The organism is Massilia consociata (genome assembly GCF_042432755.1).
Taxonomy (GTDB): Bacteria; Pseudomonadota; Gammaproteobacteria; order Burkholderiales; family Burkholderiaceae_D; genus Telluria; species Telluria consociata.
Genome location: NZ_JBHLWP010000011.1, coordinates 274948 through 297487, shown reverse-complemented (window position 1 = coordinate 297487; position 22540 = coordinate 274948). Strand labels below are relative to the sequence as shown.

General features: G+C 57.8%; 19 protein-coding genes. 12 read left to right on the top strand and 7 right to left on the bottom strand.

Annotated features, from left to right (window positions below; translation table 11 throughout):
• Positions 1 to 98 precede the first annotated feature (98 nt).
• Genes ACFFJK_RS12450 through ACFFJK_RS12440 form a run of 3 tightly spaced genes read left to right on the top strand, consistent with a single transcriptional unit; the run spans position 99 to position 3849 of the window.
• A complete protein-coding gene (locus tag ACFFJK_RS12450) occupies positions 99 to 326 on the top strand; it encodes a helix-turn-helix transcriptional regulator (protein ID WP_379679494.1) in 228 nt (75 codons plus the stop codon).
• Positions 323 to 1150 (top strand): Rha family transcriptional regulator, encoded by an 828-nt coding sequence (locus tag ACFFJK_RS12445; protein WP_379679493.1) that lies wholly within the window; start codon positions 323 to 325, stop codon positions 1148 to 1150. Before ACFFJK_RS12450 ends, ACFFJK_RS12445 begins: the two co-directional genes overlap by 4 nt.
• The gene (locus ACFFJK_RS12440; protein WP_379679492.1) at positions 1147 to 3849 is read left to right on the top strand and encodes a DUF927 domain-containing protein; all 2703 of its coding nucleotides are present in this window, start codon (positions 1147 to 1149) and stop codon (positions 3847 to 3849) included. The genes ACFFJK_RS12445 and ACFFJK_RS12440 overlap by 4 nt, the downstream gene beginning before the upstream one ends.
• A gap of 697 nt (positions 3850 to 4546) precedes the next feature.
• On the opposite strand, the gene ACFFJK_RS12435 is transcribed toward ACFFJK_RS12440, so the two are convergent.
• A complete protein-coding gene (locus tag ACFFJK_RS12435; RefSeq protein WP_379679491.1) occupies positions 4547 to 5428 on the bottom strand; it encodes a hypothetical protein in 882 nt (293 codons plus the stop codon).
• A 174-nt stretch (positions 5429 to 5602) separates the two neighbouring features.
• Between ACFFJK_RS12435 and ACFFJK_RS12430 the strand changes: the two genes are divergently transcribed.
• The gene (locus ACFFJK_RS12430; protein ID WP_379679489.1) at positions 5603 to 6451 is read left to right on the top strand and encodes a hypothetical protein; all 849 of its coding nucleotides are present in this window, start codon (positions 5603 to 5605) and stop codon (positions 6449 to 6451) included.
• Here the strand turns inward: ACFFJK_RS12430 and ACFFJK_RS12425 are convergent, their stop codons facing one another.
• The 5 genes from ACFFJK_RS12425 to ACFFJK_RS12405 all read right to left on the bottom strand — a co-directional run bounded on the left by ACFFJK_RS12425 (position 6452) and on the right by ACFFJK_RS12405 (position 13051).
• On the bottom strand, positions 6452 to 6856 hold the full coding sequence (locus ACFFJK_RS12425) for a hypothetical protein (protein ID WP_379679488.1): 405 nt from the start codon (positions 6854 to 6856) through the stop codon (positions 6452 to 6454).
• Positions 6857 to 6986: 130 nt separating this feature from the next.
• Positions 6987 to 10292, bottom strand: a complete 3306-nt coding sequence (locus ACFFJK_RS12420; RefSeq protein WP_379679487.1) for a DEAD/DEAH box helicase — start codon at positions 10290 to 10292, stop codon at positions 6987 to 6989.
• Entirely contained in the window at positions 10285 to 11154 is an 870-nt protein-coding gene (locus ACFFJK_RS12415; RefSeq protein ID WP_379679485.1) for a hypothetical protein, read from the bottom strand. The genes ACFFJK_RS12420 and ACFFJK_RS12415 overlap by 8 nt, the downstream gene beginning before the upstream one ends.
• An 895-nt stretch (positions 11155 to 12049) precedes the next feature.
• Positions 12050 to 12544 carry a hypothetical protein gene (locus ACFFJK_RS12410; protein ID WP_379679484.1) on the bottom strand — a complete coding sequence of 165 codons (495 nt, stop codon included), beginning with the start codon at positions 12542 to 12544 and terminating at the stop codon, positions 12050 to 12052.
• A gap of 12 nt (positions 12545 to 12556) precedes the next feature.
• Positions 12557 to 13051, bottom strand: a complete 495-nt coding sequence (locus ACFFJK_RS12405; RefSeq protein WP_379679483.1) for an Hcp family type VI secretion system effector — start codon at positions 13049 to 13051, stop codon at positions 12557 to 12559.
• Between the two features lie 377 nt (positions 13052 to 13428).
• Between ACFFJK_RS12405 and ACFFJK_RS12400 the strand changes: the two genes are divergently transcribed.
• The 7 genes from ACFFJK_RS12400 to ACFFJK_RS12370 all read left to right on the top strand — a co-directional run bounded on the left by ACFFJK_RS12400 (position 13429) and on the right by ACFFJK_RS12370 (position 21302).
• Positions 13429 to 14574 carry a sensor histidine kinase gene (locus tag ACFFJK_RS12400; protein ID WP_379679482.1) on the top strand — a complete coding sequence of 382 codons (1146 nt, stop codon included), beginning with the start codon at positions 13429 to 13431 and terminating at the stop codon, positions 14572 to 14574.
• A gap of 122 nt (positions 14575 to 14696) precedes the next feature.
• Positions 14697 to 15146 (top strand): response regulator, encoded by a 450-nt coding sequence (locus ACFFJK_RS12395; protein ID WP_379679481.1) that lies wholly within the window; start codon positions 14697 to 14699, stop codon positions 15144 to 15146.
• A 107-nt stretch (positions 15147 to 15253) separates the two neighbouring features.
• Complete coding sequence (locus ACFFJK_RS12390) at positions 15254 to 15559, top strand: hypothetical protein (RefSeq protein ID WP_379679480.1); 306 nt, start codon at positions 15254 to 15256, stop codon at positions 15557 to 15559.
• 365 nt (positions 15560 to 15924) lie between these two features.
• Complete coding sequence (locus ACFFJK_RS12385) at positions 15925 to 17121, top strand: S8 family peptidase (protein ID WP_379679479.1); 1197 nt, start codon at positions 15925 to 15927, stop codon at positions 17119 to 17121.
• 319 nt (positions 17122 to 17440) lie between these two features.
• Positions 17441 to 18589, top strand: a complete 1149-nt coding sequence (locus ACFFJK_RS12380; RefSeq protein ID WP_379679478.1) for a TRAP transporter substrate-binding protein — start codon at positions 17441 to 17443, stop codon at positions 18587 to 18589.
• A gap of 158 nt (positions 18590 to 18747) precedes the next feature.
• Positions 18748 to 19332, top strand: coding sequence for a TRAP transporter small permease subunit (locus ACFFJK_RS12375; RefSeq protein WP_379679477.1), 585 nt, complete (start codon positions 18748 to 18750; stop codon positions 19330 to 19332).
• On the top strand, positions 19329 to 21302 hold the full coding sequence (locus ACFFJK_RS12370; RefSeq protein ID WP_379679475.1) for a TRAP transporter large permease: 1974 nt from the start codon (positions 19329 to 19331) through the stop codon (positions 21300 to 21302). Before ACFFJK_RS12375 ends, ACFFJK_RS12370 begins: the two co-directional genes overlap by 4 nt.
• A gap of 30 nt (positions 21303 to 21332) precedes the next feature.
• Here the strand turns inward: ACFFJK_RS12370 and ACFFJK_RS12365 are convergent, their stop codons facing one another.
• Positions 21333 to 21500 (bottom strand): hypothetical protein, encoded by a 168-nt coding sequence (locus ACFFJK_RS12365; protein WP_379679474.1) that lies wholly within the window; start codon positions 21498 to 21500, stop codon positions 21333 to 21335.
• A gap of 105 nt (positions 21501 to 21605) precedes the next feature.
• Between ACFFJK_RS12365 and ACFFJK_RS12360 the strand changes: the two genes are divergently transcribed.
• A complete protein-coding gene (locus tag ACFFJK_RS12360; RefSeq protein ID WP_379679473.1) occupies positions 21606 to 22277 on the top strand; it encodes a YitT family protein in 672 nt (223 codons plus the stop codon).
• Positions 22278 to 22540 lie beyond the last annotated feature (263 nt).

Here is a 22540-nt window from a genome sequence, read left to right as displayed (position 1 = left end):
AACTTAAGTACCAAGTTGTGCAATAGGAAAACGCATTCAGGGTGGCTATTGACCTCCGCATAAAGTCCTTGAAGTCCCGGAGCGTTCCGGGGAATTTCATGGAGTTTCATATGCAACAGCAACATCTGCCAGCCCTCACGATTCTGCGCCTCAAGCAGGTGGGAATAGAAACCGGGCTCTCGCGCTCATCGATCTACCGGGGCATCCAGGCAGGCACCTTTCCGAACTCGATCCCACTCGGCCCGCGCGCCGTTGGCTGGCGTCGCGGCGATATTGACGCTTGGCTGGCTAACCCGGCAGGCTACCGCGCGCAGGCGGCAGTATGAGCGCCAAGATGAAGATGACTGTACCGCAGTCCACCGCTACGCCCTCGGGCGAAGTCACCATGACCAGCCTGGAGTTGGTCGAGTTCATCAACAGCCAACGTGGACCGGATGAACCCGAGCTATTGCATAAAAACTTCATGGCGAAGGTCGAAGGCCATCCGGGAATTCACTCGGCTAAATTTTTAGCCCAGTACAAAGACAGCACGGGCCGCACCCTCAAGTGCTACGCGCTGCCGAAGCGCGAAGCCTGCCTGATGGCGATGAGCTACTCTTACGAACTGCAAACCCGCATCTTCGACCGCATGACGGCGCTCGAAACGCAAATGCAGATGGAGCGCCGCCCTGTGGGTAACAAGCTCATCGGGGAACTTGCGATCATGGAGTGCTACACCAAGTTGCAGCGCGTGTCCCCATCTTCGCAAGTCGCCATGCTGGCGAAGATCGCCAATCAGAACGGGCTGGATGCTACCTTCTTGCCAAGCTACGTCGTGGACGCACCGGATGATGCCTCGCCCGGCTCATCGCTGCCCACGGCATCGCTGACTGAATTGTTGAAGGCCAACGGCATCAGCATCAAAGCCAGCGCCTACAACGTGCTGTTGCGCAAAGCGGGGATGCTGGAGGAGTGCGAGCGCCGCAGCACGGCCAAAGACGCGAAGAACGGCAAGAAAAGCTACTGGTGCATTACTAAACTCGGAAGCAAGTACGGTAAGAACCTGACTAATCCGGCGTCGCCGCGCGAGACCCAGCCGCACTGGTATGTGGACCGCTTCGCGGAACTGCACCGCATTGCGTCCGCTCGCGTGCTGGGAGTTGAAGTATGAACGCGGCACTCAATGTCGAGCAACAGTTCGCTGCGGCCACGGCCGAGCACGGACTGGTGCCATCCGAAATCGTGGCCGATGGCCAGCTCCATCGCTTTGACGGCCCAGGCGAAAAGCGCGGCAAGAAGTCTGGTTGGTATGTCCTGCACACCGATGGTATTGCGGCCGGTGCCTTTGGAGACTGGCGGACGGGCCTGACGGAAACCTGGAGCGCCCAAGGTCAACACGCAATGACCTCCGCCGAGCGGCAGGCGTACCGGCAGCGTATCGAACAGAGCAAAGCCGCTGCTGCGACCGCGCGCGCGGAATTGGCTGAGCTGGCGCATAAGAAGTGCGTCACGTTGTGGGATAAGGCGGTGCCCGTGCTGCCAAGCCATCCCTACGTAGCTGCGAAGGCAATCACACCCAAAGGAGCCAAGCAGATTGGCAAGGTGCTGCTGATCCCACTGTACGACACGGCAGGGGTGCTGCGCAGCCTGCAATTCATCGAGCCGGACGGCGCAAAGTGGTTCAAGTCGGGCGGCACGGTGGGAGGCTGCTACTGCATCATCGGCGCCGAGCCCAGCCGCAATGCGCCGCTGCTGATCTGCGAGGGTTGGGCGACCGCGTGCAGCCTGCACGAGGCGACCGGCTACTCGGTAGCAGCAGCGATGAACGCGGGGAACCTGCTGAGCGTAGCACAGTTGTTGCGCGCCCAACTGCCCGAGGTGCCCATGACCATCTGCGCCGACGACGACACCGCAACAGACGGCAATCCGGGGCTGACCAAGGCTCGCGAGGCCGCCATTGCTGTGGCTGCGCTACTGGCGGTGCCAGAATTCGGCCCTGACTGCCCAGCAGGCGCGACCGATTTCAACGACCTGCACATGATGCGCGGGCTCGCGACGGTGCAGATTTCCGTCAAGAACGCCGCTGTCCCCCGCGTTGCGGAAATGGCAGAAGTCGCTGCGGTGCCGGCATCAATAGGTGATGACTCCGGGCGCCTGCGTGCGCGCTTCGAGGTGTCGCAGTCGGGTGTTTTCTACATCGGCATCAAGCATGACAGCAACACAAAGTCCGATATCGAACTGCCGCCGGCCTGGCTGTGTGATCGACTCGAAATCATTGGCCGTGGCGAAGACGATGCAGGGCGCGGCTATCGCATTTTGCGCTGGAACAGCCGAGGTAGCGGGACTGTGCGTATTACCGCATTCCCGTTGGCGATGATCGGCGAGCGCGAGGGCTGGGCATTGCTGCGCGAGCGGGGGATGGCAATTGCCACCTCGCGGGCGGCGCTCGAAAAGCTCTCCGGATACTTGCAAACGGAGGGAAGTGACGAGCTGCACTTCGTGACGGAGTGCGGTGGTTGGACGCATGGCGCGTACATCTTGCCCAGCGGCGAAGTGTTAGGGAAGCCAAGTGCGCCGCTGTACTATCGCGGGGACACAAGCGGTGCCAGTGCCTACACAACCAAAGGGACGCTGGCAGAATGGCGCAATACCGTCGCCCGCCTTGCTCATGGCAACACGCGCCCGATGCTGAGCCTGGCCGTGGCATTCGCAGCGCCGTTGCTGCACTTGGTTGGGCTGGAATCCGGCGGCTTTCACCTGTATGGTCCTTCCGGCGCGGGCAAGACTACCTCAGCCAAGATCGGGGCTTCGGTTTGGGGAGACCCGCGTGAGCAAGTGCTGAGCTGGGACGCGACCGCGCTTGCACTCGCGAACGCTGCCTCTGCCCGGAACGACGGCCTAATGCTGCTTGACGAAATGGGCCAAGGCAACCCAGAGGCCGTCAGCATGGCTGCCTATCGCCTCTTCAACGGCACTGGCAAGATGCAGGGTGCAAAGGACGGTGGCAATCGCGAACAGGCCCGCTGGCGTGTAATGGTGCTGTCCACCGGCGAAATCGATCTGGCCGCGTTTATGAGCGGTGGCGGTAAGCGGACACGGGCCGGTCAGGAGGTGCGCCTCGCCAGCCTGCCTGCGGACGCAGGGAAAGGGTATGGTGCGTTTGACCAGCTCAACGGTTTAGCTAACAGCGGGCAACTTGCCGAGGCGATGGAAACCGCTGCTCGCCAAGCGCATGGCGTGGTTGGGCGTGCATTTGTCGAACACGTCGCGGGGTGCAGTGACGAGATTGCGAATAGATTGCGTAGCGCTATCAAGAAGACTCATGCACGCTTGCCAGAGGGGGCATCCGGGCAAGTGCGCCGGGTTGCTGCGCGCTTCGCTGTGGCGGCTGAAGCCCTCGAAATCGCCACAGACGAAGGCATGACAGGCTGGAACCAAGGTGACGGCCTGGCGGCCGTGATGACTTGCTTTGCGGGCTGGTTATCGCGCTATGGGATCGGCAACCGTGAGGACGAACAGATCATCGCCCAAGCGGAGGCATGGTTTGGTGCGCATGCATTCTCCAGATTCATTGATTGTTTCAATGCAGCACATTCAGGCGCATTTCCGGTCGTGCACAACTGCGCCGGGTACCGGAAAGTGGATAGTGCTGGCGTTCCGTTCTGGCTGGTCTTTCCCGGAACCTTTGCCGAGGAGATTGCGGCCGGATTTGACAAGACAGCCGCCAGCGACGTGCTGGCGAAGGCCGGGATTCTCCAAAAGGGCAATGATGGAAAGGCGACAAGTAAGCACAAGACTCCCGATCAACCAAAGGAGTCGCGACGCTTCTACAAATTCGTCAAGACTGAGCGCAAAGATCCGGGCGAATAGCTCTCTCGGGTATAAAAATTCGGTGGAACTGGTGGAACGGTGGAACCGATGGGTTTAATCCCTAAAAATCAGAGACCTATCTGGTTCCACCTTGGTCCCACCATTTCACGGTGCGGTGGAACCACAGCTAGTATGGAGTTGGAGTTCCACCAAACATTACGGGTTAGTGCGTCCAAGGTGGAACCGAAAACTCCAGCGAAATCAGCGGGTTGAGTATCTGGTTCCACCGTTCCACTGGTTCCACCGCTTTTTTAATCTCCCTATGAGTTCCAATGCCAAAGAGTACGTGAGGCACTTCGGAAATCTAAGGCTCCTTGGTGGCGTTTGGTCGCGTATATTTGCTCGCATATTCAACAACATTGGAGGGTCTATGGCTTCAACGAATTCTGAGCGACTAGAAACGCATAAGCGAAAAATGCGAGCCGAAGGGTTCAAGCGGCTGTCCGTGTGGATTTGCCCTGAGTTGGCGGCATTGCTGACTTCTGCAAGACGACCCGGAGAGTGCGGCGGGCGAGTCTTGGAGCGCATGTTGCTAGGGACGGCTAGACCACGTCCAAAGTTTCGCTAGTATCGTTTCAGAGGAATTTTCTTACACCTGTGCGCCTGCGCGCGCGCGAGGGAGGAAATACCGATAACGCAGGCTGGGCAGCATGCTGCTCCGCGTCATGTCCATTTTTTCAAGGAAAGTCTGGCGAAATTAGAAGAGCCTCGTGAAAGTTTCGTCGAAGCCTGTGAGCACTTGTTTCAGTTGTCCATACTTTTCGTCGTTCAAAGTTTCCGCCGCCCGAACGGCAGTCGAAGCGCTCGTATGCAACACGAAGTCTCTGCTCCAGATAGGCAATGTCCCCACCAAGCAAGTTGCGTAAGAAACGTCGATGTGCTTCCGGTTCAGAGTCTCTAGCAGATTTGCGTTGCGGATGACAAAGCGCCGCATCCCCGTGTTGATCTCTTGCTCGGCTTCATCCCTTGTCCCGACCACTTGCCGCACATCGGACAAGATACAGCTCGAAACATCAATGTAGACGATGCCAATTGCTTCCTCGTCAGCCGTTTCCGCCGCCAGCGCTAACTGGTTGGCGGCATAATTGACGCGCTTTTCTAGCTGCTTCTCAGAAACGAGGCGCTTGCACTCAGCGCGAACCACTAGGCCATCGCGCTTCGCAACAACATCGCTCGTTTCATCAAAGTCAATGGCGTAGCCCGCCAAGTGGAAACGTGCAGCCACTAGCAACTCAAACAAGAAGTTGCGCGATTCCCCTGCACTCTCAAGGTCCGGTACATCTCTACCTGCGACCACCTTCGACAGGGAGGCAATGAAGTTTGGGTGCTTGACGTGCTCAAAGCACTTATAAACGATGTAAATGTCGATGCATTCGCGGTAGGCTTGGCTTAATTCTTTAAAGGACTGGTTACCTTCCTCCGACAAGAGGGCTGCTCCGCTACGATAGAATTTGTTGATGTGTTCCTGATATCGGGCGTAACGCGAATTCCTGGCAGGAAGCCCCAACGCCACCATCCATGCAATGATCGTGTCCAGCTCCTTCATGATGTAATCTTCGTTCACCACTGCTTTTGCCATAGTTCAGCCTGCCTTGAGAATTGTGGTCCTACATAGTACTCACAAGTAGGATCGTAGGTTTCGACTGTTTTTTCGTTAAAAAATGGTAAGACAAGCAAACGCTGAGTTTAGGGGGGCCGTGCCAGGCAGTAGCCGTTGTTATACTAGTCAGTCCACCTTATCCAGCGGCCCGCTATGCGACACCTTGGCTTACCCACAGAGTTCACGCTACTGACCCAAGAGGCATACCTTGCCAAAAACTCTATCTTGTCGTCCTTTGATTTCCTCTCCAAAGCAAACTTTTACCAAGAGAAAGATGGCTATTTCTATTCAGGCTTTTTCAACCTGACGATTGGCCTTGAACGAATGATGAAGCTTGCCGTGGTAAGCGACTATATGTTGAAGAACAACTACCGCGCGCCAACAGACAAGAACCTGAAAGTAAGCTTCGGACACTTCATCAACACAATGTACCAGCACATGGTTAAATTGTCGGCTGAGCACACGAACGGAGAAGTGCAACTCCCTGACGAGGAGTCCGACGACTACAAGCTAATCGAGTTCTTAAGCAAGTTCGCAGCAAAGTCCCGGTACTACAACCTCAACGAACTGGGGAAGAGCACTGACCTCCCGAGCCCCTTGCAAGAATGGTGGGAAATCGCAAGTTCGGTCTACGAGGTGTACACCCCGTATCACATTCGCGAGAAGCGGCAAAGAGCCCTATTGCATGCGATGGATAACCGGGGCATCTATAACAGTTTCACCCGCGAGATGGACTTCGACGGCCAATTAATGACCGTGTTTGACGTTTACAACCGCCAGCTTGTCATCGAAAAATCTGCGCCTTTGATAATTTGGAGAATTCTCGAACTCTTCCGACCAATTTTCAATCTGTTGGACGCCATCAGCCACGCCGCACACGGATCTTCGCATGAAGGCAGGCGAGGAGATTTGGTGATTCCTCATTACTCGGAGTTTTTTTATTTTTTTAACGCAGACCGAAAATCAGATCGCAGTAACAAACGGTGGCTCTCGTTGCCTTGACTATATAGCGTACTTCTTCATCAGACTTTTTAGCGCAGGTGTCAGGTACGGCCAGCCATAGCCCCCCTTCTTTTCCCAGGAAACGGAGCCAACCATAAAGCCGCTCGCGATAAGTTCATCGCGTACTTCATCATGGGGATATATATACCAGGTCCCTTTCTCGTAGAAGGTAACGTAGATGCTCCTGCCAGAATACTTCTGATTGATGGTTAAACGTCCTTTGAGCTGCACTTTTAGAAACGTACTCCCGTCAACGTGACATGCAATGAAGTCAGCGCCATTCCAATCGTCAGTAAGGCGCAGGCAATTAAATCCATAATCTGCAAGGTGCGCGGCCACCTTTTGAAAATTATAGTTTTCCTGCTGTCTTGAGTTCAATTTCTCGTATTGAATTTTCTGATACATATTAGTTACGGTGTCATCCCGGTGTGGGCCGCACCCAGAATAGGTGACGAAAAATCGGGCCTCGGTATTTATTTAAATTCGGCGGTCGGCAAATACCTTTCACGGCACAGCTGACATTTCTTTAACGGTCTTAAGTCGAATGATCACCGAATGCAGCTAAAGCAATCGCTGTGTCTACTTTATGTGCAATAGTGGACCAATCGTCAAACGGATTCATCAAGACATGTTTCCGTATGTTTTCGAATTTTATTGTCGACGTAACCCGGCTGCTGATTTCTGCTTTTGCGTTGAACGCATAGTGATAAGGCGTCGGAAAACCGTGACGCACCAGTTGAGGGAGAAATTTAAGTATTCGCGGCAAATCTTTTCCATCCGCCTCTGCAATCTTCTGGCCGACCTGTACCAAAACTCCACAAAGAAACGCAACATCCGGGACAATCCTTAAAACGAAGCGACGTGCGCGCTTAACCTTTTTATGAGGCTTAGTCGAGCGCTTCACGGTTCCTTCGAATGTGACAATCCAGGTTGCAATCTCTTTTTCCATTTCCAAAAGTGTTTTCCCAGAAAACCAAAGTTTCATAACGAATCGAACAGATTCTTTGCCCAGAGAACGCTGTGTAGGTGTGTCTGGAATGACGGTGATTGCACGTCCAAAAACTCGGATTATAGTTTCTGGCCTCAAGAAAATGTCGCAGCTTTCATCTTCGTGATTCAGTAGATCGAACAACCACGAAAGCCATACTTCCGCGTCTGAGGTCATCGTTGGGGCAGAATCATAATTCTCTACTAAAGTCCTTACTAAACCGGAACTTATTCCAGTTTTTGCGGCGAGCTCTTCGATCCAGTCTACGTCTGATACATTCACTACCGATGCTAGAGCTCCTTCCAACGCGACCTTCCTTTCGGATAGCCACTTTTCACTCGCGGTGCTGCTTGATCGATTTTTTTCGTAAAACCCGAAAGTCTTACGAGCGAGTGACTCAAAACTGTCCGCCGCGTCGTGTGCAGTTCGAAGCGAGACTGCCAGCCGACGCAGAAGGTACTGTGCCTCCGGGCCTGAAGCCGCTGCTGTTTCGATTTGATCAAACAACGTTGTTAGAGGATCGGTTAGGGGCAAGCACTGATCTCCAGCGGCGAAAGTAATGGCTAGATCACGCTCATCATTAAATATCTTCGACTCAAGCTCACATGTAGTTGGTTTTCCCGGAACGATTATTGATAAGCCGATCGCGGCTTGCCCAGCCCTTCCCGCGCGTCCAATCGCATTTAGAATCTCGTGTGCTAACAGTGGGGTGCGTTTTTTTTCATCTGGATCAGAGTCGTCCAAGCGATCAGTACCCGCGATCACAACAGCTTCGCAAGGTAGATTAAGACCTTGCGCCAAGGTAGACGTGGCGGCAAGGACGTTTACGCCGCTTGCCTTATCCTTAAACAGCGACTCGACTAACCTTCTCTCTGCCGGCAAAAGTTCACCATGGTGAACAGCAGCGCAACGTTCTCCGGAATCATAAATTGCAGCTGTCCCTCCGACCTCGGTAAGCGTCTCAGCCTTCCATCGAGCCTGGTCCGGATTCAGACTCGGAATAAGCTTCGCAAATGACTCGTTAATTTCCGACGCAATGCTTGAGCAGCTATCTATGCTGCCGCAGAATACGATTACCTTCATGCCCTGTAATGCCAATCGAAGCGCGATCGCCGCCGCGACACCGTTCCTATTAGCTGTCAAGTATCGCGTTCCCCATTTTGACTTACCAATATCCAGTGGAACAGGCGTCGGGCTAAGCGATTTAATGACCAACTTATCCGTAGCATCCGGATTCCACCCTGAAACTAGGGAGAAAATTCCGTAAGGAATAGCGGCAGGAGGAGGGGCTCCGCGCACTGGCTTACCCCTCAAACCGTGCTCAAGTAAGGTTAGATCTGTATAGCTATAAACGACGCAGCTACGCAGCTGTCGTGTTGGTTTCCATTTATTTTCGTAAGTAAATACGGGGCGGCCTAGTAGATTCTGTAGCCACTCGGCGACAGCACGGCCATTGTTGATCATTGCAGAAAGCAACAAAAGATCAGATTGATAGTTGACGTTTACAAAAGTTAAAAGACACAGCATAGCGTCAATGCTACGTCGATCTGCTTTGTGAACAGTTGCGCCCTTATTGGCCGCGCCGAGTAAATGGCACTCGTCAAAAACTAACAAACCGACATTCTCGAAAATCTCGGGCGCAAACGTGAGCAGTGCGAAACACCTCTCTGGGGTAACGACAGAGATGGCAGGAAGCGTTTTCACATCGTCATCAAGCGATATGTCTTCTATGCTTGTTGCTTTTTCAATGTTTCCAAGTCGTTGATTGAGGTCGCGTTCAATCTGACTTACTAGTGCATGTGTAGGCGCAAGGTATAAAACGCACTTTTTAGCGGCGAGAGTGGCGGCAATCTTTAATGATGACAAAGTGGTCTTGCCTGAACCCGTCGGCGTTGTCATTACTAGCGAGTTGCCTACATCTAGGTAACCCAACGAAATCGCCTCCCGGTGACTTTCCCATAAAAACGGCCAAGTTGCGGCTTCTGATTTTAGCCAATTTTCCCAAACCTTCGAGTCCGCACCGCTCGGAGCCGGGAGAAAAACCACGGCGCTTTCCTTTAAACCGTCCGCCACACGTATAAGTAACGCAGCGACATGACGGGGGCCGCTGAAAATGGAATTGAATATGATGTTTGAATCAGGAAATTCGTCTAGAAGCGTTGATTCGACAGAGAGTTTAAGGACCGTACGGAAAAAATCTTTTGCGGCATCTATTTCCGAGGAGGCAAGCTGGCCCAATCCAATGTTGCCCAGTAGTGCCAATCCTTTCAGAATTTCCCGGAACAAAATCTCGGCGGGGTCGAAATCTTCGACATCAAGGGCTAAAACGTTAGCGCTGGTTGAGACCAGTCGTTTTAGATCTCCTTGTGCGTAATTTCGTATAGCCACCGCAACTCCATCAGAATATTTTGTTGAATATTCTGGAGTCTCAATGAAGCGCGCGGCCTCAAAAGCGTCGGAAGAACGCTCGGCAATTAAGTAGAGTAATGCTGAAGAAACATCTGGGCCGACTGAATACTCATCGAGAGGCGCGCGCATAGGAGTGTTGCCTAGCGGACGGGTGGCCTGAGCGATTGCTTGACGTGCTGACGCTGCAACGAACGCCATCGACTTGGTGAATCCTGGATTGAGCCCAAGGATAATCTCGGCTTCGTAAGCATCTGCTAGACGAGAAAGACGCTTAAGCGCCTCCTTTAAATAGCCGGAAGATTCGTCATTAGGCGCGGATAAAGCTAGTCGAGCAGCCGCAATTTCGATATGAACATTCGTAAGTTCTTCCGCGAGGGTAGATGGATCAAGTCCGGTCAGTGCCCTGGAACCTTTAATTATCGCTTCTGTAACAGGATCAAACATGCGGGTTCATTTCCTCAAGCTTTGCGTACACCTTCATGGCTATCTCATCCAAAACTAGGCGAACGTCCTTCATTGGCATTACTTCTGCATAACGTGTTTTCTCACATCCGTCCGGATGGGCTTTATCGAAGCCCCGGAAGAGATGCTTATATCCTCCGTCCTTTTCTCGATCGGGCCCTACGGCTAAAGCAACTCTGAATTGTCTGACTTTTTTCCAGCAAACGCTGTCGAGAATTCCTTCCAGGTCGTCTGGGCTGATGCCATTCAATGTCGATAATAGAGCGGTAACGGAAGAGTTAACTTCATCGTCCCGTATGCCCGCGTGAATCGTCTTGAATTCGTTCCACACGTCTCTCCGTACAAGCTGGCGAGGATCTGTTGATGCTTTATCCTCACACATGATTAATCTTGAAATTTCGAAGGCGATAGCGTTGACGTCCAAAATAATTCCGTCAAAACCTTTGTCTGCTACCCGAGAATGCGGAGGGGCTTTAAGAGCGGCTGGGTATTGAATGGCAGCGGCGAGCCATGAGATATGCTGGAAAAGAAGGCCATCTCGATGCGAGATTCTTGCGTCGAGTTGGTCTTGTGCTTTCTTTAATTCCTTAGGGTCCTTGCTTAGGAGCCCGGTCTTCAAGTCGTCACGTCGAACTTGAAGTTTCGACATTGCACCAATGAAGGGGTTGCCGGGCAATGCAGCCTTTTTTGGTAGTGGAAGCGCTTCGGCTATTCGTGCTGCATGAAGGGGCTTTTGCAAATATATCCATGCAAGAGCATGGATAAATGCGTCATGGTCTTGGATGCTCCAGCTCGACAGTGTGCAGAGGTTAGGTACCGTCGTTGGTTTGATATCTAAGGGCACGGTTGCTCCAAAGTTGCATGTGTTGCAATAGCATACAGCAACTAAGGAATGCTGGAAATTTTCTGGGCAGAAAGGCTGATGGACGCAGAGGTACCATGGCTGTCCGGGTCGCTTCAGCCAGTGGGGTTGGCTAACGCGCGTCGACCGCCGAGGCTTAGGAAAAAGGTGGGTGTTAAAGTATTGCTCAGGCGTGAGAGGCCCACGGTCGCCATCAGAGCGCGGGGGCTCTGGGGGCCCCGTTTTTCGATGACTTCGTACTCATCTTTGTGCGAAGTGCCGGAGGCTGTCAGCTGGGGACGGCAACAATACGATTTGACCGGAGGACGAAGTGCTAAGAAAGCTTTTTTGGGGGCATGTTTTGGGGCACGTTTCCCAGGGCGAGTATTGGGAGTGTAGTATCCATGCTGGCTGTACGGGCTTGTTGGACTCCCACCGCTCCGCCATTCCAGCCGCAGTGCCGGCAACGTGATCTGCACGGCTGAGCGGGGCCATGCGCTCTAACACGACACTCGCACGTCGCCCTCTCCGGTCCGTAGATTGATCCCTATCCAGCATCGATAGTGCGAGTTTTTGGGATTCTCCAAGCGGGGGGTGTACGAGCAATAAACCCCCTTTTTTTCTCGCGCTCGGTAACCCTTTTCATCGCTACACGCGGGCGTCACATCCGGGCCGATCTGTTCAAACACCTGTCTCGCCGCCTCGTCCCTGAAGGCGACCGAGAAGGCGCTGTCATCCTTCGTCGGAGGCTCCGAATAAGCAGTGCCCCCCGAATGAATTTTGTAATTCGCCTGCAGCGGGTTCCATTGATTTAATTCGTGCGGCTTCTTGTCGCCCTCACCGGCGATCGCCAGCTGACAGGAGACAACGAGAACTAACAACGTCGATTTGCGCATATTTACCCGATCAGAGCTACGTGGAAGTGATCGTCGTGACGCTTGGCCATCCTGACGAAGGGAATACTGGTGTCATTGAAAAGTACGAACTTGACGGGGGCGAACGTGCGGAACAACTCGATCACCTTAGCCGTTGCATCCCTGTCGTATTGGTAATCCTTCCACGTCACAGGCACCTCCAGTCCGTCTTTGCGGATCGGGCGAACATCCACCTGGAGCCCGTCGAGATGAGAACTGTGATCCTCATCATCGAACCCGTCGGCGCGGCTGATATTGCCGATGCCGATGCGGCGCCGGTCGATCGCTTGCCACTCGATGGCTACGCGGAGGATCGCCTGCATCATGACGGGGTGCGGGTACTGATACCCGCCCCTATCCGGCCTGTTATCCATCAGGCCGTAGGTGTAATAGCCGGATTCCATCGGCGTTTGCGGCAGCATGAAGAAACCGCGTGCATCCTGCGTAGGCCGGAGGGGATCGTTTCTTTGAGCGGCCATCGTCCGCCTCCATTACGCGCACGACTTGTTGCAGCCAAGGTCCCAGCCCCCGGCGGTTTGGCCACCCGTGCCGCCGCCGATCTTCTGCTGCGAGTACTTCCACTTGACCTTGGTGAAGTGGAGGTTGATGTGGTCACGCAGGATGGAACCCTCGGCCACCATCTGCTCCATATTGGAGATCAGCACGTTTTCCAGCTCTACCTCGTAGTACTTCACGCGCTTGCCGTCGCCATCGGCGCGCATGAATTCCAGCTTCGCCTTCGGGATGGTCTTTCCGTTGGAGCAGTGCTGCATCAGCACTGGTGATGCCAGATCAGCGAGCTTGGCCAGCGACAGCGTGCGGTATTCGCTGCGGCCGGTCGTCCGACCGCCGTTGGCCGATCCGGTCGAAATGACCGGCTGCGTCACGCCCCACTGAGCCTGGCTGACTTCGATCCAACCCTGGTGGGTGGAGTCCTGGGATTCGCCCTTGATCCCGTCGATCTGCAGGTAAACGTCGATTGCCATGATGCCTCCTTGTCGTGTCGAGGCATCGTCGCAGAGTTGGGTTTACGGCAAGTTGGCGGCGGTCAACGGCCTATCGGCGGAAGATCAAGGCCAGTTGCGCGCCGTCGAGGCTTGGACAGCGAGAGCACGATGACATAGTAGACCTTGCCAGCGCACTTACGGTTACCCTCTGATGGACTTGCAATGCAACAGAGAGAGTAGCGCCTTCTCGGCGCTTTCCCGAGCTTCGGCGACTTCTTCAGTTAAAGGGTCTGATTCGCCACTATTTCCCTGGATACTCGGCAGCTGTAAGAAATGCCGCTTTTCAAACTCGACTGTTTAACCGTATTCCGCAGATGCGCTACCATCAGTCCTCCCTTGGTTTTATCAGGAGAAACATGACATTTGCAAGCGATCAACCGTCGAGCACAAGCGGCCTGTCTCCGACTTCGCGCCGGATGCTCGCGCTTCGGGAGGCCGTGTTCCAAGAATGGGAAGCCCGCGTCCGGGCGTCCCTCCAGCCGGCGCAGGCACTTTCCCGGCCCATTCTGGTCGATACCCTTCCCGCGTTCTACGACAACATCGCGCAATCGCTGTCTGCCGACTACCCGCGTGCTTCGGCGGTGGACGGCACGACACTGGCCGCCGAGCACGGCGGCGAGCGTGCCCGCATCACGGCCTACGACCACGAAGCCCTCATCGGCGAGTATCAAGTGTTCCGCTGGGCGATCTTCGAGGTGCTGCAGCGTGAAGGCGTAGCGCTCTGCGCGCAAGAAATACTCGCGATCAACGCGTCTATCGACGCCGGCATCAAGGAAGCGGTCGCGGCCTTCGTGCTCGTGCATGGCGCGCTGCGCGAACGTTTTGCTGCCGCCTTGACCCACGACCTGCGCGGGCCGCTCGGCGCCACCTCGACTGCCCTCGAGCTCATCATGATGAGCAATGACCCCGAAAAGATGAAAGCCTTCGCCGCAACGGCGCTCGACAACGTCCATCGGATGAACGCGATGATCCACGAGCTGCTGGCGACGATGGCCTTCCACAGTGGAGAACAGCTCAGCCTGGAGTTGTCGCATTTCGACATCCTTGAGCTCGTCCAGGAAGTGCGGCGCGATGCGATCGCGCTGCATGGGCCGCGCGTACGCATCGCCGGGCAGTCGGTCTTCGGCTGGTGGGATCGCCACGCCATGAAGCGGGCGCTGGAGAACATCGTCGGCAACGCGATCCAGTACGGAAGGGAAGGGACATCGGTCACCGTCTCGAGCAAGGAAGTGAGCGAACGCCTGCTTCTTGCCGTCCATAACGAGGGTGAACCGATTGCGCCCGAAGAGCAGGAAACCGTCTTCGAGATGTACCGCCGCGCGCAAGCAAGCAAGCTCAAGCGCAAGCAAGGATGGGGAATCGGTCTTCCCTACGTGCGTGCAGTGGCCGAGAGCCACGGTGGAAGCATCGCGCTCGACAGTACTGCCGAGCGCGGCACCACGTTCGCCATCGATGTGCCGAAAGACTGCCGTCCATCGAAGGGGGCGCCTACACTCGCGTGAGGGACCGATGATCCGGGTTGCGTCGTCGAGTGTTGTGTTCTGATACCAACATCCCAACAGTGCGCCACCAGCCTGATGAGTATAATCCGGCTACTCCAGTAACTCGACTCCAGCAACACGGTATGAATTTGACTGCAGGCGCACGATCGCATGTCCTTCTCGTTGAACAGGATGGTTCAATCCGTGACCTGTTCTCCACCCTTCTGACGACGCACGGCTACAGCGTCAGCACTGCGGGAGGAGGGGAGGAAGCGCTGGAACAGGCCGCCCTCCGTCCGCCGCATGCCGTGTTCAGCTCACTCGTTTTCAGCGACATGGACGGCTTCGAGCTGTGCCGGCGCCTGCGCTCGCAAGCGCCGTCGTCGCCTGGCCTGGTGGTCGCGTTGACCGGGTATTCGGAGTCCGGCATCCGGGAGAAGGTCCTGCAAGCGGGTTTCGATTCCTACCTGTTGAAACCCGTGAGCGTCCACACGCTGCTGGAATTGCTTGCATCGCACCGGCCGGCTTCCGGCTCCCCGGGCAGTGTTGGCGCACGTACGGCTTCGAACGACTCGTCGCTTGCGAGTGCGTAAGGCCGGCCCGGCGCTTCACGGGTAGAACGGTCGTCGTGTTACATTTTCCTTCCGCCGCACTACGCGCGGGTTCCGAACCTTTCTACTGGAGAGCAGCGATAAAAAACATGACCGGCAACAGTTTCCCCAAACCGCCGCTCGGAAAGAACATCCTGCTCGCCGCAGCCGTGACGCTGGCCGTCCTCACGATTCCGCTGCTGGCCATGCAGTTCACGGCCGAGGTGAACTGGGACGGCTTCGATTTCATGGTGGCCGGCGTGCTGCTGTTCGCCACGGGGATGGCGCTCATCCTTGCATCGCGCCTGGTGCGCGGCACGCGGCCGCGCGTGACGGCATGCGCCCTCATCGCGCTGGCCTTCGTGTATGTGTGGGCCGAACTGGCCGTGGGCATCTTCTTCCACTTCGGTAGCTAATCCCGCTAGCCGGCTGGCCGGCCCATGATCATCCCGGCTCCTCAGCGCAGCCGCTTGTCCTCCCTATTGCCGGCTTCGCTGCGCTCTCCAGTTCGACACGCCTGCCGAGCGTTATATCCGACGTCTGCGCAAAGCCGTTGACATTGTCAATGCAGCATGCATCGACCGATATTTCATGAGTAAAAAAACATGAAACGCGTCATTTGCATCACAAAAGCACCCTATCAGAAACTCCATTTGCCATTTTCAATTTCCATATTTACACTGGCTCAGCCGTTACAGCGGCGAGCAAGCGTTTTACAAAAACGCGCACGCGACCGGAGAGTTCGCGGCGTTTCATAAACGAAGTTTCTACGGAGAATCAGATGGCAAAGCAAGTTGCAAAGAAGTTCAGCATGTGTGTCGTCGCCGCAGCTGCCGGCATCCTGTGCAGCACGGCCAGCGCCGCGCCTGCGGACACTACCCGTGTCATCGTGAAATTCAAACCGGGCGCCAAGGCAGCGATGAAATCGCTCGCTGCCAACAGCAACGCAACGATGCAGAAGGAAATCTTCGGCATGGATGCAGTCGCGATGGAAGTGCCGATGACCGCACTGAAAGGCCTGGAGAACAATCCGAACGTCGAGTACGTCGAGGAAGACCTGAAACGCTACCCGATCGCGCTGACGAGCCCGTCGACCGGCACGCCGTACGCACTGGGCCAGACTGTGCCTTATGGCATCAAGCAGGTGCAGGCTGACCTGCTGAGCGACGCCAACACCGGCAACCGCATGGTCTGCATCATCGACTCCGGCTATGACCGCGCCCATGAAGACCTGTCGGGCAATGTCGTCACCGGCACCAACGACCCGGGCACCGGCAACTGGTACACCGACGAGAACAGCCACGGCACCCACGTGGCCGGCACCATCGCCGCCATCAACAACAGCAACGTGGGCGTGGTCGGCGTGAATGCCAATCGCCGCCTGAAGCTGCACATCATCAAGGTGTTCGGCGCCAGCGGCTGGGCCTATTCGTCGGACCTGGCCAGCGCCGCCAACAAGTGCCGATCAGCCGGTGCCAACATCATCAACATGTCGCTGGGCGGCGCGGGCTCGAGCACGACCGAATCGAATGCCTTTGCGACGCTGGCCAACGCCGGCATCCTGAGCATCGCCGCCGCCGGCAATGCCGGCAATTCCTCGCTGTCCTATCCGGCCAGCTACAGCAGCGTGATGTCGGTTGCCGCGGTCGACGAGTTCAAGGCGCGGGCAAGCTTCTCGCAGTACAACAGCCAGGTCGAGATTTCCGGGCCGGGCGTGTCGGTTTACTCGACCATTCCGACCAGCCGGGGCAAGTACGGCTACAAGAGCGGCACCTCGATGGCGGCCCCGCACGTGGCTGCCGTTGCCGCCCTGGTGTGGAGCTACTTCCCGACCTGTACCGGTGCGCAGATCCGTACCTCGCTCAATAACAGCGCCCAGGACCTGGGTGCTGCCGGCCGCGATACGAGTTACGGCTTTGGCCTGGTACAGGCCAAGGCTGCCCACGATCGCATCCGCTCGCTGGGTTGCGGCCGCTGATAGCGCCGCCGCTTCGTGAGAGAGGGCGCTTCGGCGTCCTCTTTTTCGTTCCGCGCCCGGCGCCGCCATCCGAAAAAGCGCGCCGGGGTGACTGGCCATCAATACAACAACGCGGTAGTATTTACGAAGCCCGCAAGTAAGCAATCTGTAAGGAAACAAGCGAATCCTGTACAGACGGTGCCGGTCATCATTCATCCAGGAGGTGTTCACAAAGCTATTTAGCCATTTGTGCGTTTGTCGATTCGCATTCGGTCCGCGTATTTCAGTCCACGTATTTCAGTCCATGTAGTCCAAACAGAAAAGAGACAGGAGACATACGATGAAAAAGGATGGCAAGGAGTCGCAGCAATCCGTTTCCACCCGCAGGAAATTCCTGGGAACCGCAGCCGCCGGCACTGCCGGCGCCGTCGCCTTTCCCGGTATCGCAAGCGCACAAACGCCGAAGCAGATGCGCTTCCAGAGCACCTGGCCGAGCAAGGACATCTTCCACGAATACGCGCTGGACTTCGCCAGGAAGGTCAACGACATGACCGGCGGCGAACTGAAGATCGAGGTGCTGCCCGCCGGCGCCGTGGTCCCGGCCTTCGGCCTGCTCGACGCCGTCTCCAAGGGCACCCTCGACGGCGGCCACGGGGTGATGGGCTATAACTACGGCAAGCAGAGCGCCATCGCGCTGTGGACTTCCGGCCCGGCCTTCGGCATGGACGCCAACATGGTGCTGGCCTGGCACAAGTACGGCGGCGGCAAGGAGTTGCTGGCCGAGCTGTACAAGGGGATCGGGGCCAATGTCGTGTCCTTCCTGACCGGCCCGATGCCGACCCAGCCGCTGGGCTGGTTCAAGAAGCCCATCACCAGGCGCGAAGACCTCAAGGGACTGAAGTTCCGTACCAACGGGCTGGCGATCGACATGTTCACGGCCATGGGGGCGGCGGTGAATGCGCTGCCGGCCGGCGAGATCGTACCGGCCATGGACCGCGGCCTGCTGGACGGCGCGGAATTCAACAACGCCAGCTCCGACCGGGTGCTCGGCTTCCCGGACGTGTCCAAGGTGTGCATGCTGCAGAGCTTCCACCAGAGCTCCGAGCAGTTCGAGATCACCTTCAACAGGACCAAGTACAACGCACTGCCGGCCAGGATGAAGGCCATCATCGAGAACGCGGTGGAGGCGGCATCCGCCGACATGTCCTGGAAGGCGGTCGACCGCTACTCGGCGGACTACCGCGACCTGCAGGCCAAGAACGGCGTCAAGTTCTACAAGACGCCGGACGCGCTGCTGCAGGCGCAGCTGGCGGTGTGGGACGAGGTGGTCGCGAAGAAGGGCGCCGACAACCCGCTGTTCAAGAAGGTGGAAGCATCGATGCGCGCCTTTGCCGAGCGCGCGGTGAAGTGGGACATGGACACCAACAACCCGCGCCGCATGGCCTACAACCACTACTTCGGTCGCAAGGCGCCGCCCAAGAAGGCGTAGGGTGGCCGGCTCGCCGGCCGCGCGTTCAAGCACACGGTGAACCGTCGCGCATCGACCATGCACGCCCGTTTTGAACGCGCGGTCGGCGAAAGCCGACCACCCTGCAGTTCCGCCATCCCGATTCCGTGATGGCCGTTCGTTGCGACCGGAGCAGCTCCATGCAGAACGTCTTGTTTTTCGTCGACCGGGTCAGCAGCCTGGTCGGGCAGGCCTTTTCCTGGCTGATCGTGGCGCTCACCTTCCTCATCGCCTGGGAAGTGTTCGCCCGCTACGCCTTCAACGCGCCCAATCCCTGGGCCTTCGACCTGATGATCATGATGTACGGCGCCGCCTTCATGATGGCCGGCGCCTATACGCTGGCCAAGAACGGCCACGTGCGCGGCGATGTGCTCTACACCTTCTTTCCGCCGCGCCTGCAGGCCGGCCTGGACCTGGTGCTGTACATCGTCTTCTTCATCCCCGGCGTGGTGGCCCTGGTGTGGGCCGGTTATACCTATGCCGCCGAATCCTTCGCCATCCGCGAGCACTCGACCCTCACCGCCAACGGTCCGCCGCTGTACCCGTTCAAGATGGTGATCCCCCTTGCCGGCGTGCTGCTCCTGCTGCAGGGCTGCGTGGAGATCGTGCGCTGCGTGGCCTGCCTGCGCCGGGGCGCGTGGCCGCCGCGCGAACCCGACGTCGAGGAAGTCGACGTCGACAAGCTCAAGGCGAGCGTCGGAACGGACAGGGGAGGGGCGGCATGAGGAAGGAAATCTGGTTCGGCCTGTCGATCCTGGTGGCGATCGTCGTCGCCCTGTTTGCCCTGATGCCCGCGCCCGCCGACATGACCAACGGCCACGTCGGCCTGTTGATGCTGGCGCTGGTGGTGGTCGCCATCATGCTGGGCTTCCCGACCGCCTTCACCCTGATGGGCATGGGCGTGATGTTCTCGTGGTTCGCCTTCCGCAGCCAGGATCCGGGCCAGGCGGTGCAGCTCACGCTCGACCTGATGGTGCAGCGCGCGTATTCGGTCATGGCCAACGACGTCCTGATCTCGATCCCGCTGTTCATCTTCATGGGCTATCTGGTCGAGCGCGCCAACCTGATCGAGCGCCTGTTCAAGAGCCTGCACCTGGCCATGGCGCGCGTGCCCGGTTCGCTGGCGGTGGCGACGATCGTCACCTGCGCCATCTTCGCCACCGCCACCGGCATCGTCGGGGCGGTCGTCACGCTCATGGGGCTGCTCGCGCTGCCGGCGATGCTCAAGGCCGGCTACAGCACGCAGCTTTCCGCCGGGTCGATCACGGCGGGCGGCTGCCTGGGCATCCTGATTCCGCCCTCGGTGCTGCTCATCGTGTATGGCGCGACGGCCGGGGTCTCGGTGGTCAAGCTGTACGCGGGCGCCTTCTTCCCGGGGATCATGCTGGCCTGCCTGTACGTGGGCTACGTGCTGCTGGTCGCCAAGCTCAAGCCGGCCTGGGCGCCGCCGCTGCCCGCTGCCGAGCGTGTCGTCGCGCTGCCGGCCTTTACGGCGTCGATTCCGGGGGCGTACCACAAGCCGGCGGTATCCGGCCTGCTGTCCGGCCTGCTTTCCGGCCTACTGCGAGCGCCCGAGGGCAAGGCCGCCGCGCGCGTGCCGGGCCGCACCCTGGTGTCGCAGCTGTTCGTCGCCTTGCTGCCGGCGCTCGCCTTCGCGGCCGTCATGGGGGTGGGCTACCGGATCGTGACGGCGCCGGAAGCGGCGCCCACGGAGCTGGTCGAGATGGGCGCCGCCCAGGACTTCGACACCGTTTTCGCGGATGCCGGCGGGCTGGAGGAGCCGCCGCTGGAAGGGGTGGTGGACGTGCCGCCGGCGGAAGGGGAGCTGGCCGAGCCGCCGGTGGAGGGCGACGTCGCCGAACCGATGGCGCCGGCCGCCGCCACGCCGGCTCCCGCCGAGTTGAAAGCCGATCCCGGGGCCGCGGCAACGGACGGCGCCAGGCCAGTGCCCAAGGCCTTCTGGATCACGCTGGCGCTGGGCGCCGCCGCGCTGCTCGTCTTCTATGTTTTCTTCAGCTTTGCGCGGCTCGAGATCTTCAAGATGCTGCTCGGCTCCCTGTTCCCGCTGGCGCTCCTGATCCTGGCCGTCCTGGGCAGCATCGTATTCGGGCTGGCCACGCCGACGGAAGCTGCGGCGATGGGCGCCATCGGGGGGCTGGTCCTGGCCATTGCCTACCGCAGGTTCAACTTCAAGCTGCTGCGCGAGTCGGCCCACCTCACCACCAAGACCACGGCGATGGTGTGCTGGCTGTTCGTAGGTTCCAGCATCTTCTCGGCGGCGTTCGCGCTGCTGGGCGGGCAGGAGATCATCAATGCCTGGGTGCTGGGGATGAACCTGACGCCGGTGGAGTTCATGATCCTGGCGCAGGTGGTGATCTTCCTGCTCGGCTGGCCGCTCGAGTGGACCGAGATCATCGTCATCTTCATGCCGATCTTCGTGCCGCTGCTGGACCACTTCAACATCGACCCGCTGTTCTTCGGCCTGCTGGTGGCGATGAACCTGCAGACCGCCTTCCTGTCGCCGCCGGTCGCGATGTCGGCCTTCTACCTGAAGGGAGTCTCGCCGCCGCACGTCACCCTGAACCAGATCTTCATGGGGATGCTGCCGTTCATGGGCATCCAGGTCCTGGGGATCGTCCTGCTGTACACCTTCCCGGCGATCGGCTTGTGGCTGCCGGAAGTGCTGTACAAGTGAGGCAAGGGCCGGGGCTTTGCATACCATTATTCACATATCGAATGACTGAAATACGGGAAACGGCCTTACATTGCGGTGCAGCATAGGTAATAATGGAGGGCTGTACACAGCAGTATCATTCGCGTTCCCGTATTTTGTTGTCGCAATACCATTGCGAACAGGGCTGGCGGCGCGTTCGCCATTCAGCTTGGTCATCATAATTGTGAGGAAAATGAAGCACCGTCTCCTGCTCGGCTCGATTTCTCTCCGGCGCACTGTGTGCGCCGGGCATTCGTCTGGTGCCGTCCGCATGGTGGTGGTGCGATGATGCAGGGTGCCCTGCATCCGCAGCCTGCACAGCATGCGGCACAAGCGGCGCCGCAAGCGAGCCGTCCTGTGGTGGTGAAGCCGCACTCGCTGTTCGACGACGTCTACGGCATCACCGTGGGCGTGCTGTTCGTCGCCATGGGCGTGCTGCTGTTGCAGGCGGCCGGCCTGATCACCGGCGGCGTGGCCGGAATCTCGCTCTTGGCGTCCTACCTGACGGGGCAATCGGTCGGCATGCTGTTCATGCTGATCAACCTGCCTTTCTTCCTGTTCGGCTACCTGTTCATGGGCGCGCGCTTCACCATCAAGTCCCTCATCGGCAGCATGCTGATCATGGCCATGCTCAAGCTCATGCCGAGCGGATTGGTAATCGGCCACGTGCACCCGATGGTCGCCGCGCTGGGCGGCGGCACTTTCTGCGGCATGGGCATCCTGGCGCTGGCACGCCATGGCGCCGGTGTCGGCGGCACCGGTATCGTCACCTTGTGGCTGCAGAAGAAGTACGCCATCAACGCCGGCCGCACCCAGGTGCTCATCGACGGTGTCATCCTGCTGGCGGCCCTGTCGGTGGTTGCGCCGGAACTGGTGGGCTGGTCCTCGCTGAGTGCGATCGCCATAAGCAGCATGGTCATGGCCTGGCATCGTCCTGGCCGGTATTTCGGCAACTGAGCGGCAACTGACCGCCAACGGTCGTCACCGGCTTGCGCCGCCTGCGGCGCCCCAGACTGCGCAAATACCTTTCTTTGGCCTGAACCGCAGCTGCCGCACGCGCGGCCGCCTGTGCTGGTGGCGCGGGCGGTCGGTGTCATTTATTCATTTGCTTCGGGCAAATGAATGGCCGGACACGCATGGAATGCGTTGTAATCCTGTGCGGAAATAAATTATTAGCAACAATTGCTGGCTGCTTGTATTTATTTCTGCATAGGAATCTC

Coding starts and splice junctions, on each gene's coding strand:
- ACFFJK_RS12450 (WP_379679494.1), top strand. CDS start 99: ATGGAGTTTCATATGCAACAGCAACATCTGCCAGCCCTCACGATTCTG.
- ACFFJK_RS12445 (WP_379679493.1), top strand. CDS start 323: ATGAGCGCCAAGATGAAGATGACTGTACCGCAGTCCACCGCTACGCCC.
- ACFFJK_RS12440 (WP_379679492.1), top strand. CDS start 1,147: ATGAACGCGGCACTCAATGTCGAGCAACAGTTCGCTGCGGCCACGGCC.
- ACFFJK_RS12435 (WP_379679491.1), bottom strand. CDS start 5,428: ATGGCAAAAGCAGTGGTGAACGAAGATTACATCATGAAGGAGCTGGAC.
- ACFFJK_RS12430 (WP_379679489.1), top strand. CDS start 5,603: ATGCGACACCTTGGCTTACCCACAGAGTTCACGCTACTGACCCAAGAG.
- ACFFJK_RS12425 (WP_379679488.1), bottom strand. CDS start 6,856: ATGTATCAGAAAATTCAATACGAGAAATTGAACTCAAGACAGCAGGAA.
- ACFFJK_RS12420 (WP_379679487.1), bottom strand. CDS start 10,292: ATGTTTGATCCTGTTACAGAAGCGATAATTAAAGGTTCCAGGGCACTG.
- ACFFJK_RS12410 (WP_379679484.1), bottom strand. CDS start 12,544: ATGGCCGCTCAAAGAAACGATCCCCTCCGGCCTACGCAGGATGCACGC.
- ACFFJK_RS12405 (WP_379679483.1), bottom strand. CDS start 13,051: ATGGCAATCGACGTTTACCTGCAGATCGACGGGATCAAGGGCGAATCC.
- ACFFJK_RS12400 (WP_379679482.1), top strand. CDS start 13,429: ATGACATTTGCAAGCGATCAACCGTCGAGCACAAGCGGCCTGTCTCCG.
- ACFFJK_RS12395 (WP_379679481.1), top strand. CDS start 14,697: ATGAATTTGACTGCAGGCGCACGATCGCATGTCCTTCTCGTTGAACAG.
- ACFFJK_RS12390 (WP_379679480.1), top strand. CDS start 15,254: ATGACCGGCAACAGTTTCCCCAAACCGCCGCTCGGAAAGAACATCCTG.
- ACFFJK_RS12385 (WP_379679479.1), top strand. CDS start 15,925: ATGGCAAAGCAAGTTGCAAAGAAGTTCAGCATGTGTGTCGTCGCCGCA.
- ACFFJK_RS12380 (WP_379679478.1), top strand. CDS start 17,441: ATGAAAAAGGATGGCAAGGAGTCGCAGCAATCCGTTTCCACCCGCAGG.
- ACFFJK_RS12375 (WP_379679477.1), top strand. CDS start 18,748: ATGCAGAACGTCTTGTTTTTCGTCGACCGGGTCAGCAGCCTGGTCGGG.
- ACFFJK_RS12370 (WP_379679475.1), top strand. CDS start 19,329: ATGAGGAAGGAAATCTGGTTCGGCCTGTCGATCCTGGTGGCGATCGTC.
- ACFFJK_RS12365 (WP_379679474.1), bottom strand. CDS start 21,500: ATGATGACCAAGCTGAATGGCGAACGCGCCGCCAGCCCTGTTCGCAAT.
- ACFFJK_RS12360 (WP_379679473.1), top strand. CDS start 21,606: ATGATGCAGGGTGCCCTGCATCCGCAGCCTGCACAGCATGCGGCACAA.